This is a genomic window from Shewanella glacialipiscicola (assembly GCF_023283485.1).
GTDB classification, from domain to species: domain Bacteria; phylum Pseudomonadota; class Gammaproteobacteria; order Enterobacterales; family Shewanellaceae; genus Shewanella; species Shewanella glacialipiscicola.
The window spans coordinates 325,101-338,611 of record NZ_JAKILU010000001.1 but is presented as its reverse complement, the minus strand read 5'-3'; the positions used below and the strand labels follow the sequence as shown (position 1 = coordinate 338,611).

The 13,511-nt window shown below is 44.7% G+C and carries 10 protein-coding genes and 3 tRNA genes; 3 read left to right on the top strand and 10 right to left on the bottom strand.

What is annotated here, in order from left to right; genetic code table 11:
- Positions 1-135: 135 nt before the first annotated feature.
- The 4 genes from L2717_RS01450 to L2717_RS01435 form a co-directional block, all read right to left on the bottom strand.
- A tRNA-Leu gene (locus L2717_RS01450) sits at positions 136-222 on the bottom strand.
- Positions 223-269: 47 nt separating this feature from the next.
- A tRNA-Cys gene (locus tag L2717_RS01445) sits at positions 270-343 on the bottom strand.
- Between the two features lie 24 nt (positions 344-367).
- A tRNA-Gly gene (locus tag L2717_RS01440) sits at positions 368-443 on the bottom strand.
- Positions 444-806: 363 nt separating this feature from the next.
- Positions 807-2,240, bottom strand: a complete 1,434-nt coding sequence (locus L2717_RS01435) for a glyceraldehyde-3-phosphate dehydrogenase (RefSeq protein ID WP_220774609.1) — start codon at positions 2,238-2,240, stop codon at positions 807-809.
- Between the two features lie 204 nt (positions 2,241-2,444).
- Here L2717_RS01435 and L2717_RS01430 point away from each other — a divergent pair, with 204 nt between their 5' ends.
- A complete protein-coding gene (locus L2717_RS01430; protein WP_220774610.1) occupies positions 2,445-3,335 on the top strand; it encodes a DUF2989 domain-containing protein in 891 nt (296 codons plus the stop codon).
- 204 nt (positions 3,336-3,539) lie between these two features.
- A complete protein-coding gene (gap, locus tag L2717_RS01425; RefSeq protein ID WP_220774611.1) occupies positions 3,540-4,550 on the top strand; it encodes a type I glyceraldehyde-3-phosphate dehydrogenase in 1,011 nt (336 codons plus the stop codon).
- Between the two features lie 165 nt (positions 4,551-4,715).
- Here gap and nadA read toward each other — a convergent pair whose 3' ends face one another.
- The 5 genes from nadA to astE all read right to left on the bottom strand — a co-directional run bounded on the left by nadA (position 4,716) and on the right by astE (position 10,919).
- The gene (gene nadA / locus L2717_RS01420) at positions 4,716-5,783 is read right to left on the bottom strand and encodes a quinolinate synthase NadA (RefSeq protein ID WP_220774779.1); all 1,068 of its coding nucleotides are present in this window, start codon (positions 5,781-5,783) and stop codon (positions 4,716-4,718) included.
- A gap of 132 nt (positions 5,784-5,915) precedes the next feature.
- Positions 5,916-7,553, bottom strand: a complete 1,638-nt coding sequence (locus L2717_RS01415; RefSeq protein WP_220774778.1) for a dihydrolipoyllysine-residue acetyltransferase — start codon at positions 7,551-7,553, stop codon at positions 5,916-5,918.
- A 9-nt stretch (positions 7,554-7,562) separates the two neighbouring features.
- Positions 7,563-8,540 (bottom strand): alpha-ketoacid dehydrogenase subunit beta, encoded by a 978-nt coding sequence (locus tag L2717_RS01410; protein ID WP_220774777.1) that lies wholly within the window; start codon positions 8,538-8,540, stop codon positions 7,563-7,565.
- 3 nt (positions 8,541-8,543) lie between these two features.
- A complete protein-coding gene (locus L2717_RS01405; RefSeq protein ID WP_220774776.1) occupies positions 8,544-9,722 on the bottom strand; it encodes a thiamine pyrophosphate-dependent dehydrogenase E1 component subunit alpha in 1,179 nt (392 codons plus the stop codon).
- A 162-nt stretch (positions 9,723-9,884) separates the two neighbouring features.
- Positions 9,885-10,919 carry a succinylglutamate desuccinylase gene (astE, locus tag L2717_RS01400; protein WP_220774775.1) on the bottom strand — a complete coding sequence of 345 codons (1,035 nt, stop codon included), beginning with the start codon at positions 10,917-10,919 and terminating at the stop codon, positions 9,885-9,887.
- A 324-nt stretch (positions 10,920-11,243) separates the two neighbouring features.
- On the opposite strand from astE, the gene msrA reads away from it, so the two are divergent.
- Positions 11,244-11,723 carry a peptide-methionine (S)-S-oxide reductase MsrA gene (gene msrA, locus L2717_RS01395; RefSeq protein ID WP_220774774.1) on the top strand — a complete coding sequence of 160 codons (480 nt, stop codon included), beginning with the start codon at positions 11,244-11,246 and terminating at the stop codon, positions 11,721-11,723.
- Between the two features lie 104 nt (positions 11,724-11,827).
- Here the strand turns inward: msrA and pgm are convergent, their stop codons facing one another.
- The gene (gene pgm / locus L2717_RS01390; RefSeq protein ID WP_220773890.1) at positions 11,828-13,480 is read right to left on the bottom strand and encodes a phosphoglucomutase (alpha-D-glucose-1,6-bisphosphate-dependent); all 1,653 of its coding nucleotides are present in this window, start codon (positions 13,478-13,480) and stop codon (positions 11,828-11,830) included.
- Between the last annotated feature and the right edge of the window lie 31 nt (positions 13,481-13,511).

Here is a 13,511-nt window from a genome sequence, read left to right as displayed (position 1 = left end):
GTAAATATGATAAAAGCTAGCCATAAATAAGGCGACAAACGAGATTATCGCAACATTGGCAACGCAGTGTTGAATTCATACATTAAAAATGTCTAAAGCAAAAAAGCCCTGACTATTGTCAGGGCTTTTCTGTTTTGGTACCCGAGGCCAGACTTGAACTGGCACGCTGTTACCAGCGAGGGATTTTAAATCCCTTGTGTCTACCGATTCCACCACTCGGGCAAACTCTTTACATTAACAACGGGAATCATGTCATTAACGTTTTATCTTGGAGGCGCGACCCGGAGTCGAACCGAGATCGGCGGATTTGCAATCCGCAGCATAGCCATTCTGCCATCGCGCCAAAATCACCAAATTGCTTAGAATTTGGAGCGACATATCGGGTTCGAACCGATGACCTATACCTTGGCAAGGTATCGCTCTACCAACTGAGCTAATGTCGCTTATTACTGCGCTATGTCATTGGAACTCATGCTAGGCACGCTTTCCCTTGACTGCGGATTGGCATTCTACCGATTTAGACCCCATAGTCAATCAACAATTTTTAAAAAATGATCTAAGCCGCATCGTTTGCCCAATAAACCGTCATAACTGCACTAAATTGATGTTTCACTAATCTATTTCGGGATTCATTGTAGAGATTATTGCCGATCCCCATACCAATGATCGAACTCGGTAGATAAACAGTCGCTCATGCAAAGATTGCAGCCAGAGCAATAAAATACCGAAATAGAGAACAAAAAAAGCGCCCTTTTTACCAAGCGCTTATTTGGAAAGCAGTTAAAGCTCTTAATGGATCAAAAGACTTATGCAGGTAATGACAGCGTCGTTAAACCCAGCATAGTTTGCATTACGCCCACAACTTGGCAGCTGTAGCCAAACTCGTTGTCGTACCAGACATAAAGAATGGCACGCTTACCTTCTGCGATAGTCGCTTGCGAATCAACCACACCCGCATAGCGAGAGCCAACCAAATCGCTAGACACTATCTCGGTTGAGTCAGTGTAATCAATTTGGTTTTGTAACGGTGATTGTAACGCCGTATCTTTAAGGTACTCATTCAGCTCATCTTTACTGGTTTCAGCATTTAAATTCATGCTGATGATGGCCATAGAGACGTTAGGCGTAGGCACGCGAATCGCGTTACCAGTTAACTTACCGGCTAGCTCTGGCAACGCTTTAGCGACAGCTTTTGCGGCGCCAGTTTCCGTAATGACCATGTTTAATGGTGCGCTACGACCACGACGATCGGCAGTATGATAGTTATCAATCAAGTTTTGATCGTTGGTATAAGAGTGAATAGTTTCAACGTGACCATTCTCAATACCATATTTATCATTGACGGCTTTTAATACTGGCGTAATCGCGTTGGTCGTACAGCTTGCTGCAGAAACGATAATGTCTTCTGCGGTAATATCGCCTTCGTTAACACCGTAAACGATATTTTTAATCGCGCCTTTTGCAGGAGCAGTCAGTAATACTTTGCTGGCACCAGGGCTCTTAAGATGTAAACCCAAACCGGCTTCATCTTTCCAAATACCCGTGTTATCAACAATTAATGCATCGCTGATATCATATTTAGTGTAATCCACTTCATCCGGTGAATTGGCATAGATCACTTGAATATACGTACCATTGGCGATGATAGCATTATTATCTTCGTCAACTTCTACAGAACCATTGAAGGGACCATGGACAGAGTCTCGACGTAATAAACTAGCACGTTTCTCTAAATCGCCCTTCTTACCGCCACGTAACACGATAGCGCGTAATCTTAACTTGTTGCTGCGACCAGTGCGTTCAATTAGCAAACGCGCTAATAAACGTCCAATACGGCCAAAGCCATAAAGCACGACATCACGCGGCGCAACATCATCGGCATGGTCAATGGCATCGGCCAATTCTTTGGCCATATAGCTTTCAATTTCGCTGACATCGGTATGATCGCGCCAGTAATTAACGGCTAATTTACCAATATCCACTCTGCATTGTTTAACTGCAAGCTTGCTCAGCGCCTGAACAAAAGGAAAACTCTCGCGTAAACGTAATTTCTCACCAACATGACGACGGACTAAACGGTGCGCTTTAATGATTTCAATCGTAGAAGCATTGAGTAACGGCTTGCCATAAATCATGACTTCAACGCCTTGATTACGGTACAACTTGCCTAACAAAGGTTGCATTGCCTCTGCCATTTCAAAACGTTCTTGCCAACTTTGTAGGTGTTTATCAGCGCTCATTTATAGATCCTTTATCTCACTTTCCAATAAAATGTACTGAAAGGTTTGAGTAACATGACGAAAAGACCAATAATCTAATACGGGTTTTAGGGAAAACCCTGTTTTGGTCGGCGCCATTGTAATGAAAGTCGCGCTTTGTTTCCAGCAAGATGTTTTCTGTAAATCTGTAATTTTATTAGAGAAAATCACCATCCGGAGTCAGTTTTGAGACAAAATCTAGTAATAATTACATCATTTAGCCTAGGGATGAGCTTTTTAGGTCTTATCGGTTGTGATAATGGTCGAAACATCCGGTCTATTTGTAAAAATAATCCTGAAATTTGTGCCGATTTACACAAAGATAGTTGGTGTTTAGCTGAAAAAACTAAAATTATCCAAAATCGTTACGCAGTAAAAGACAGTGAAGTAACCACTGGGAAACAACTCTATATACAATTAACCGACCTTGAGGACTACAGTCGCTGTATCGAACTCGCATCGGGTGTGCAACATATCATCCACACGGAACGAACTGCAGACCGAGCCAGAGCCTTCAGATTAAGCACTGAAAATTTAAGTGTGTTACAAGAGCAAACCCGTGAGCGCCAAGATCCTTTTATGTCTTACTACCAATGGACACGTTTTGGTGATACTGACGCATTAAATCGTTTTTTAGAACTTGAGAATACCGGTGAGGTAAGCGATCCGTTTCTACTTGCACAAGCGGCAACTTACTACAGCAATCGCAATGCCATTAAAGCGCAACAACTCTACCTTAAAGTGTTTGCAGAAATCCCATTTGATGATTTTGATGTTAACTGGCTACTTGGACTCGCTTCGACTTATCGTCAAACACAGCAATTTGATAAAACCTACATGTTAACGAAAGCGAATTTACTACTTACGCAGCAGAAGTATTCAGAGCAAAAGATGCTAGCCTTACTTGGTGGTAATAAGTTACTCGCGGCAGAATTAGATTTAAAAGCTCAAACGCTGATTGATTCTCTTGAAGATGCCAGCTATCCACTAAGCTTAGTAAAAATATGGCTTGAGTCTCAAGCTGTTGCAGCAGATATAAAACCCGAAACCTTACCCGTTCACTCCGACGAGAAATAAGCAAAACGACGATGGCAAAATGTTTGCCATCTTGTAATTTTTTACCCGATTAATGCGTAAAAAATAGTAATTACGCGATCAATGTAAAAAAAAGCCGAATTTGTTAAGCAATATAACAGTAAAACACCGATTTAACTTGACGATAGCTGTCAGTTTGGTAATTTTACTACCAGTTAAATTTTATAATCACCAGAGGGATATGAGATGACTATCCGTGTCGCAATAAATGGCTATGGCCGTATCGGTAGAAACGTTTTACGCGCCTTGTACGAAAGCGAAAAAGCTTATCCAATCAAGATCGTCGCAATTAATGATTTAGGCGATGCTTCCATCAATGCTCACTTGACTAAATACGATTCTGTTCATGGTCGTTTTAATGCCAAGGTTGATCATGATGATGAAGCTATTTATGTGAATGGCGATAAGATCCTCACTTTCCAAGAACGCGATCCTGCAAAACTGCCTTGGGCTGAGTTACAAGTTGACGTGGTTTTTGAATGTACAGGTATCTTCACGTCGAAAGAAACCGTTCAGCCACATTTAACTGCTGGCGCGAAGAAAGTGATTATTTCTGCTCCAGGTAAAAATGTTGATGCCACTGTTGTTTACGGTGTAAACAATGATGTATTGACCTCAAGCATGACAGTAATTTCCAATGCTTCTTGTACAACTAACTGTTTAGCGCCTTTTGCTAAGCCGTTAAATGACGAGATTGGTATTGAGTCAGGTTTGATGACGACTATTCACGCTTACACCAACGATCAACGTTTATCTGACGTTTACCACACAGATTTACGCCGTGCCCGCGCTGCAGCGCTGTCGATGATCCCGACTAAAACTGGCGCAGCTGCTGCTGTTGGTTTAGTTGTACCTGAATTACAAGGTAAGTTCGATGGTTTAGCGGTTCGTGTTCCTACCGTTAACGTATCATTGGTGGATTTATCTTTCATCGCTGCCCGTGATACTACGGTTGAAGAAGTGAATGCGATTATCGAACGTGCTGCCAGCATTGCGCCATTAAGCGAAGTGTTAGCGGTAAACAAAGAACCATTAGTGTCTATCGACTTTAACCACAATGCGTTCTCTTCAAACTTTGACGCCACTCAAACCCGTGTGAACGGCCGTTTAGTGAAAGTGATGTCTTGGTATGATAACGAGTGGGGATTCAGTAACCGCATGTTAGATAACGCGGTTGCACTGATGAACGCCAAGTAATTGAGAGCAAAGTAATCTAGCTTTTAGATAACGCGTTATTCAATCAAGCCTCGCAATCGCGGGGCTTTTTATTACCTTAGATTCAATAAAAAATACACATAAAAAAATCCCCACTCTATGGCAGGGATTTTTATTACACAGAAAGAAGGACGCGCTTAACGATGCTTAGGCATTACCCTTCACTTTCATATTCAATGTCTTGGCGAAATCTAGCATACGCGTCAGCGGAATAAGTGCTTTGACTCTTAAGTCTTCATCCACAAGAATCTCATGGGGAGTTTTATCGCTGCCGCTAAGTGACGCCTCAATGGCCTGTAGACCGTTCATCGCCATCCAAGGACAGTGAGCGCAGCTCTTACAGGTTGCACCATTACCGCCGGTTGGCGCTTCGATTAATATTTTACCTGGCGCTGCCTGCTGCATCTTATAAAAAATACCGCGATCGGTTGCCACGATAAAACGCTCATTCGGCATTGTCTGCGCCGCTTTAATAAGCTGGCTGGTCGAACCTACAGCATCAGCCATGGCCACGACACTGGCGGGCGACTCAGGGTGCACAAGGATAGCCGCATCAGGGTACACACTTTTCATGTCACGCAGCGCGTTCGATTTAAATTCGTCGTGAACGATACAATCGCCCTGCCACATCAACATTTCGGCACCCGTCTGCTTGGCAATATAACTACCTAAATGACGATCGGGTCCCCAAATAATTTTTTTGCCTTCGCTGTCTAAATGCTCAACGATTTCAAGGGCAATACTTGATGTGACCACCCAATCGGCACGGGCTTTAACCGCGGCAGAGGTATTAGCATAAACCACCACAGTGTGCTCTGGGTGCGCGTCGCAAAAAGCGCTGAACTTATCAATAGGACAACCTAAGTCCAACGAGCACGTGGCCTCTAAGGTCGGCATTAAAATGGTTTTTTCTGGGCTTAAAATCTTGGCGGTTTCACCCATAAACTTGACACCAGCAACGATTAACGTTTTTGCTGGGTGATCTCGGCCGAAACGCGCCATTTCTAAGGAGTCTGAAACGCAGCCGCCGGTTTCTTCGGCAAGGGCTTGGATTTCAGGATCGGTATAATAGTGGGCAACCAGAACGGCATCTTTTTCAATGAGCAGTTGCTTGATACGCGCCTTATAATCGGCTTTTTCAATATCAGACAAAGGAATAGGCTTAGGCGGAAACGGGAAATCAATAGTTTCTATGCTGGGGATAAACTGACTCATAACACATCCATTAGGATAACTACGTTCGCGAATTATACGTAATCGGAATCAAAAGATTAACCCATTTATGCAATGCAAATTAAAAAGGACGCTTTAAAGCGTCCTTTTGTGTCAAATCTGCTTGCCAGTCGCTTAATGCATCGCTAATAACATTTCTTGAGGGTGCTCAAGATACTGTTTCCACAAATTACAGAAGCGTGCAATCGTGCCGCCATCAATAACGCGATGGTCGCCAGACCAACTCACTTGCATAATTTGGCGGGCTTCGACTTCCCCTTTCGCGTTAAAGCGTGGCAAGGTTTGTAATTTACCTAAAGCTACAATCGCTACCTCAGGTTTATTGATAATAGGCGTCGCTACTGTGCCACCTAAAGCGCCAATGTTAGAGATGGAAATCGTGCCGTCTTTTAGATCTGCCGGCGCCACGCGGCCACTGCGAGCAGCTTGGGTCAGGCGGGTAATTTCTGCAGCCACTTCTAAAATGCTCTTGTCCTGCACATCTTTAATGTTAGGCACTAAAAGACCGACTTTAGAATCCACCGCCATGCCGATATTGTGACGAGATTTATAAGTCAATTCAGTGCAATCAGCATTGACTTGACTGTTCATCACAGGGAACTGATTTAACGCGAGCGACATTGACTTCATGAAGAAAGGCATCATAGTGAGCTTTACTTCATCTGACGAATATTTGACCTTCATGCTTTCACGCAGTGCAACTAAGTCTGTTAAATCAAACTCTTCGCAATAGGTGAAGTGCGGAATACTCGACACCGACTCGACCATCATGCGTGCCATCACCGCTTTTACGCCGCGAATAGGCTCAACCGTGTCAGCGCGTTGAGTCACTGTAGATGTTGGAACTTGGGTTTGAGATGCTTGAGTCGCTTGAGCTGGCGCCTCTTTTAGCTGAGTCGCACTTGATGCAGAAACATTGCTCGCTCCTTGTTGGAAGCGAGTGATATCTTCCTTATACACACGGCCGTGCTTTCCTGTGCCAGGTACTCGGCTTAAATCGATATCTAATGACCGCGCCATGCGACGAACCGCAGGGCTGGCTAAGGCTTTACCTTGGCGAGCGGGTTCTGCACTCACAGCCTGTGCTACCAGTGCCGCATTGGCCACTGTATCAGTGTTTGTTGTCGCCGCAGGTGCTGAAGCCGCCTGTTCAACTTCAATGGCAAATAAAGGCGAATGCACTTTGGCCAGCTGACCTTTACGATAATGCAGTTTGGCAATTTTACCCGCTTTAATGGCTGGAATTTGCACCAGCGCTTTATCGGTCATCACGTCGGCAATCGGTTGATCTTCCTCAACCCAATCACCTTCGCTCACTAGCCATTCGACGAGTTCACATTCAACAATGCCTTCGCCAATATCCGGCAATAAGAACTCTTCAATGCTGACGGATGCATTACCTGATGCGTTCCCAGCGGGCTCAGCAACCTTTGCCGCGACTTGCGCCACTGTAGATTGAGTAGCCACAGCTGACGGAGCCGCAACAGGTTCTTCACCCGCAATTTCAACGGCACCTTCAATTTGTACGGCATAGAGCGGCGCATGCACTTTCGCAATCTCACCTTTCGCGTAATAAAGCTTAGTGACCACACCCGCAAAAGGCGCAGGGATTTGTACTAAGGCTTTGTCGGTCATGACATCGGCAATGGGTTGATCTTCAACGACGGTGTCGCCTTCTTTAACCAACCATTCAACCAACTCACACTCAACCACACCTTCGCCAATATCCGGCAAAATAAAATCTTTAATCATACCGGACTCCTAAAAGGTCACTGATGCTTTGATGGCTTCAAAGGTTTTGAGCGCATCTGGCATGTATTCTTTTTCATGAATGAGTGGGTACGGGGTATCTAAACCACAAACGCGGCTAATAGGCGACTCAAGATATAAGAAGCATTCTTGCTGAATAGTCGCAGCAATTTCACCAGCAAAACCACCGGTTAATGGCGCTTCATGATTGACCAACAAACGTCCGGTCTTTTTGACTGAATCGGCAACGGTATCGATATCCCAGGGTGACAAGGTACGTAAATCGATAATTTCGCAGGAGATCCCCTCTTTAGCGGCCATATCAGCGGCTTTTTCAAGAATTTCCATTTGTGCGCCCCACGCTACTAAGGTGATATCTTTGCCTTCGCGAACCACTTCAGCTTTACCCAGTTCGATTTCATAATCACCCGCGGGTACTTCGCCAACTGATGCACGATATAAACGCTTAGGCTCAAAGAATATTATCGGGTTTTTATCACGAATTGACGCCAACAGCAGCCCTTTAGCTTGCTCTGGGTTACGTGGCACCACCACTTTTAATCCAGGCGTTTGGGTAAAATAGGCTTCTGGTGATTGCGAGTGATAATGGCCGCCAGCGATGCCGCCGCCATAGGGCGTACGAAACACTAAACCACCAACATCAAATTCATTACCGCTTCGATAGCGAAACTTAGCCGACTCGTTGACGATTTGATCAAATGCCGGAAAGATATAATCGGCAAATTGGATTTCAGCCACAGCCGTCATACCATTTGAGGCTAAACCATTAGCAAAACCAGCAATACCTTGCTCTGTCAGCGGGGTATTAAAGCAGCGGTCGCGACCAAACTTTTCTTGCAGACCGGAAGTAGCGCGAAATACGCCGCCAAAATGGCCCACATCTTCACCAAAAATCACCATGCGCTCATCGGCTTGCATAGCAATAGACAAGGCCTCATTCACGGCCTGTAACATATTCATTTCAGCCACGGCTTATAGTCTCCCTGCACTTTTTGGATAGGCTTGCGGATATTTTTTGATATGTTCTTTAAGATCGCTAAGTTGCTTTTTCAGCACAGGCGTTGGCTTGTCGTACACATCTTCAATAATTTCATCCAGCATAGGTACAGGAATTTTTTCAGCCACTTTTACCGCAGCTAATACTTCTTCGCGATATTTTTCATGCAGTTTCACATCATCCGCTTCGGCAAACCAACCTTTGTTGATAAGCCATAATTTGAAACGTTTTACCGGATCATGTTGCTGCCACTTAGCTTCTTCATCTTTGGAGCGATAACCTGATGGGTCGTCTGAAGATGAATGGGCGCCAAGGCGATAAGTCATCGCTTCAATCAACACGGGAGCATTATGCTCGATTGCATAGGCACGGGCTTGCTGAGTTGCAGCCAGCACAGCCAGCATGTCATTACCGTCAACACGAATAGTATGCATGCCATAACCGACACCACGACTGGCAATACCATTACCGGCAAACTGTTCTTCCGTTGGTGTTGAAATGGCATAGCCATTGTTACGACAAAAGAAAATCACCGGGCATTTCAACACCGCGGCCATGTTTAGACCAGCATGAAAATCCCCTTCAGATGCGGCGCCTTCGCCAAAATAGCAAATAGCTACATTGCGTTTGCCCTGCATCTTTAAGCTATAGCCAACACCTGTCGCTTGTGGAATCTGCGTTGCTAATGGTGATGAGATCGTTTGATAGTGCAATGCCGCACTGCCGTAATGAATGGGCATTTGGCGGCCTTTACCGAGGTCTTTTTCGTTACTGAACATCTGATTCATAAACTGTTCAGTGGTAAAACCGCGATAACGAAGCGCTGCATGCTCACGGTATTGCGCGAGGATCACGTCTTCTTGAGCGAGTGCGGCCACACTGCCGACAATCGCCGCCTCTTCACCCGTACAGGTCATATAAAAGCTGATGCGCCCTTGACGTTGGGCACCTAACATACGTTCATCGAGTACCCGAGTGAACACACAGGTATCATAAATTTTGGTAGCTAAGGTTTCATCTATAATAGGCAAAACCGCGGTTTCATAAGTGGTGCCATCGGCTTGTAGAATTCGAAGGATAGGAATGTGAAGCGATGCCTTATCCAAGAAGCCGACACGGTGCACTGTATCAGTGTTGAGTGTTGCTTTGCTCATATTGTGCTCTTGTTATCTCGTGACGCCCCAACGTGTTAGGTGCGCCTAATTTATACGAATATGCCGGACGAACATTACGTTAACGTAAACTACCTATCAACCATTGGCACAGTTCAAACTGCAAGTTATCCTTACCTTGCATGTATATAATGCTTTACAAGCCTAACGCACGTGCGCATTAACCGCCGGAATTAAACAAATCACAGTGCGATTGCCAATAGGCACTTTCGCGTTAGGGAACACGATAGACTCAAATTCTTGCTCGACTTTAATGTCTTGCCCACCTTCCCGCGCTAAAACAAAGCCCTTAGGGAAAGATCTGAAGTTTTCGACATCGGTTGCGAAGGTAAATTCAAAATCATCGGCATGTTTATTGATGACGCGGCATACTTGATACAAGTTGACTTTATCTGCATCAAAATCAGCAAGTTCTAATGGCTTAGCTGTAATTAAACGCATAAACATTTCATGAGTGGCGATAAAGCGCGTCATGTCGTTTTGCCCCATGGGATACACTTTACCTAATTCAATGGTAAAGGCATCAGCGCCATAATGCTCAGAGGAAAAATAACTGAATGTGGTCGTGGGCTCATGGTGAAATAGAACCGTATCAATGCCGCTTGCGGCTAAAAACATGATTTGCTCACCACTAAAGGCGCGTCCTGGACGATAGGGATAAATAGCAAACTTTTCGTGTTTAGAGGCCCGCATTGCGGTATGTAAATCATAATGAATACGCTGGCGTCCATCCGCTACAGACGTATAGAAATTATCGATATAGGCTTCGAGTTTCTTCGCACGGATACGTTCTGGATTGATTAAACCGGGAGGGTTTGAATGCTCACCACTGAAAAGACGGTTCATATTTTCATCAATAATACGGGTACCGTTATTGATGGCTAATGGGTTACCAATAAGGAACAAAGTGCGCTGTTTGGCAATGATTTTTTGCTGTAGAAGCTGTGTAATTAAGCCATTACATAGCTCAATAGGCGCAGTTTCGTTACCGTGAACACCGCAGGATAGGACAATATCTTTACCTTCATTGTGGACTGGCTCAAAAACGATAACGCCGGTATCCCACACTTCAACTTGAGTATGATCGCCTAACATGAACGAAAACTTGCCATCAAATGTGTGTGGATTGGCTAAGGTTAACGCTAAAAAATCCTTCGAATCTAACAGAGCTTGTAACACAGAATTCTCCTTATAATGGTGTGCTAAAGATAAATGCCCAACGGGATCCATTAAGCCCGTTTAATTTTTATCGTGATACGGTTTGAGTGAGGCAGGCATCTTTAAAAGCGCATCAATACTAACACAAGTATGAAAACCGTATCCTAGACATTCACGGCAAAAAAACGCTTGATTATAAAAGACAATAACAGCCAATACGTTAGCTGAAGTCCAACCACTTGGGACTGGTAAAAGCTAAAAATATTAAATTTAATCGTCCTACTTGCTTTTGATGAGCAGATTAATCACAATCTCAGCCATCTAGACATCTAATTGGTATAATCTATGGCATTAGCAACTTTTGGAGCCGGCTGTTTCTGGGGCGTTGAATATTTTTTTAGACAAGTTGAAGGGGTACTCAACGCCACGAGTGGTTATATGGGTGGTAAAAACACGGCGACGACTTATGAAGAAGTCAAAAAAGGCAACACCGGTCACGCTGAAGTGGTGCAAGTGGAATTTGATCCCGCCATTATCAGTTATGAAGACTTACTCGAAGTGTTTTGGAAAAATCACAATCCGACCAGCCTTAATATGCAAGGTGGAGATATCGGCACTCAGTATCGCAGCACTATTTTCTTTCATGATCGCGAACAAAAAGCCGCCGCTGAAGCATCAAAACTGGCCTTCGCACGCTCGGGACGTTGGGGGTTACGCCACATTGTGACTGAAATTGTTCCCTTGCAGCAATTTCATGTTGCGGAGGAATACCATCAAAATTATATCGATAATAATAACTTACCCAGTTGTCATATCGCTTACTAACGTGTTTTTCTGTTTTAAAAAAACGCACTCAATAATGAGTGCGTTTTTTAGATATTTTTATACTTAACCGTTAGTTTTTTTGTCGGCTAAGAATGCAGCTCATCTTAAGCGTTTAGCGCCTTATCAATTAACGCCTGCGCATCTTTGATGATATCGGCTAAGTGTTGCTCGCTGATAAAACTCTCGCCGTAGATCTTAAATAACGCTTCAGTGCCCGATGGACGCGCTGCAAACCAGCCATTCGCCGTGGTCACTTTAATGCCACCAATCGCCGCATTATTACCCGGCGCATGGGTTAACACATTTTCGATTGTCTCACCCGCAAGCATAGTGGCATTTAAGGTGTCAGCATTAAGTAAGGCGAACTTGGCCTTGTTTTCAAGACTAATGGGGCTATCGATACGCTTATAAAAGCTTTGGCCAAATTGCTTTACTAGCTCTTGGTGACGCTGACCAGGGGTTTTACCTGTAACTGCAAGTATTTCCGCCGCCAGTAAACCCAGAATAAAACCATCTTTATCGGTACACCATGTTGTGCCATCGCGGCGCAGGAATGCCGCGCCAGCACTCTCTTCACCACCAAAAGCAATAGTGGCCTCGGCTAAGCCGTCAACAAACCATTTAAAGCCCACTGGCACTTCGAGTAATTTTTTACCATGGAAGGCACAAATTTTATCAATCAGAGCGCTCGATACTAAAGTTTTACCTATGGCTAAGGTATCACTCCAATCTGGTCTGTGGGTGAGCAAATAATCTATAGCGACCGCTAAATAATGATTAGGATCCATCAAACCAGTGCCTGGGCACACAATGCCGTGGCGGTCATAATCGGGATCGTTACCCAGACATAAATCAAAGGATTCTTTATGGGCAAGTAAACCAGCCATCGCATAGGGCGACGAGCAATCCATGCGGATTTTTCCATCTTTATCCAATGGCATAAAGCTAAAACTTGGGTCCACTTTATCATTAACTAAGGTGATATCGAGCCCGTAGTACGCTGCAATCGGCGCCCAATAATGGATACCTGAGCCGCCAAGCGGATCAACGCCAATGCGTATTTTAGCTTTGGCAATCGCCTGCATATCAATAACGTTTTCTAAGTCGGCCACATACGGGCTAACTAAATCAATGGCTTTTATATAACCTGAAGTGAGTGCATCGGCATAGGTGAGTTTATGCACACCAGCTAACTGCTGATTAAGATACTCATTCGCGCGCGATTCAATCCAAGCAGTAATATTGCCTTCCGCCGGACCGCCATGGGGCGGGTTGTACTTAATGCCCCCATCCTGTGGCGGGTTATGTGATGGCGTAATGATCAGTCCATCAGACAATCCCGCGCCAGTGATATTAGCTGTACGATTAGCACCAATTACGCCATGGGAAACCACTGGCGTTGGCGTAAATCCATCGTGCTGCTGAATATGCACAGTCACTTTGTTTGCCGACAGCACTTCAATGGCGGATAAATAGGCGGCGTAGGATAACGCATGGGTATCAATGCCAAGAATTAACGGTCCATCGATATTCACAGATTGGCGATAATCCACCACCGCTTGGGTAATTGCCCAAATGTGCTGTTGGTTAAAACTGCCGTTAAAGGCACAGCCTCTGTGCCCAGAGGTGCCAAAGGTGACACGTTGTTGCACGTCAGCCATATTTGGCGTGATGGCGTAATAATGACTCATCAGTTTCGGAATATTGACCAGATCCGTCTGATGGGCGATTAGTCCTGCCCGTTGATGTATTGCCATCTGTGGTTCTCCTGCACTCAATTACAGTGAA

What these genes read in the sequence shown, in the direction of transcription:
- L2717_RS01435 (WP_220774609.1), bottom strand. Translation starts at nt 2,240, where the DNA reads ATGAGCGCTGATAAACACCTACAAAGTTGGCAAGAACGTTTTGAAATG.
- gap (WP_220774611.1), top strand. Translation starts at nt 3,540, where the DNA reads ATGACTATCCGTGTCGCAATAAATGGCTATGGCCGTATCGGTAGAAAC.
- nadA (WP_220774779.1), bottom strand. Translation starts at nt 5,783, where the DNA reads ATGAGTCAGTTTATCCCCAGCATAGAAACTATTGATTTCCCGTTTCCG.
- L2717_RS01415 (WP_220774778.1), bottom strand. Translation starts at nt 7,553, where the DNA reads ATGATTAAAGATTTTATTTTGCCGGATATTGGCGAAGGTGTGGTTGAG.
- L2717_RS01405 (WP_220774776.1), bottom strand. Translation starts at nt 9,722, where the DNA reads ATGAGCAAAGCAACACTCAACACTGATACAGTGCACCGTGTCGGCTTC.
- msrA (WP_220774774.1), top strand. Translation starts at nt 11,244, where the DNA reads ATGGCATTAGCAACTTTTGGAGCCGGCTGTTTCTGGGGCGTTGAATAT.
- pgm (WP_220773890.1), bottom strand. Translation starts at nt 13,480, where the DNA reads ATGGCAATACATCAACGGGCAGGACTAATCGCCCATCAGACGGATCTG.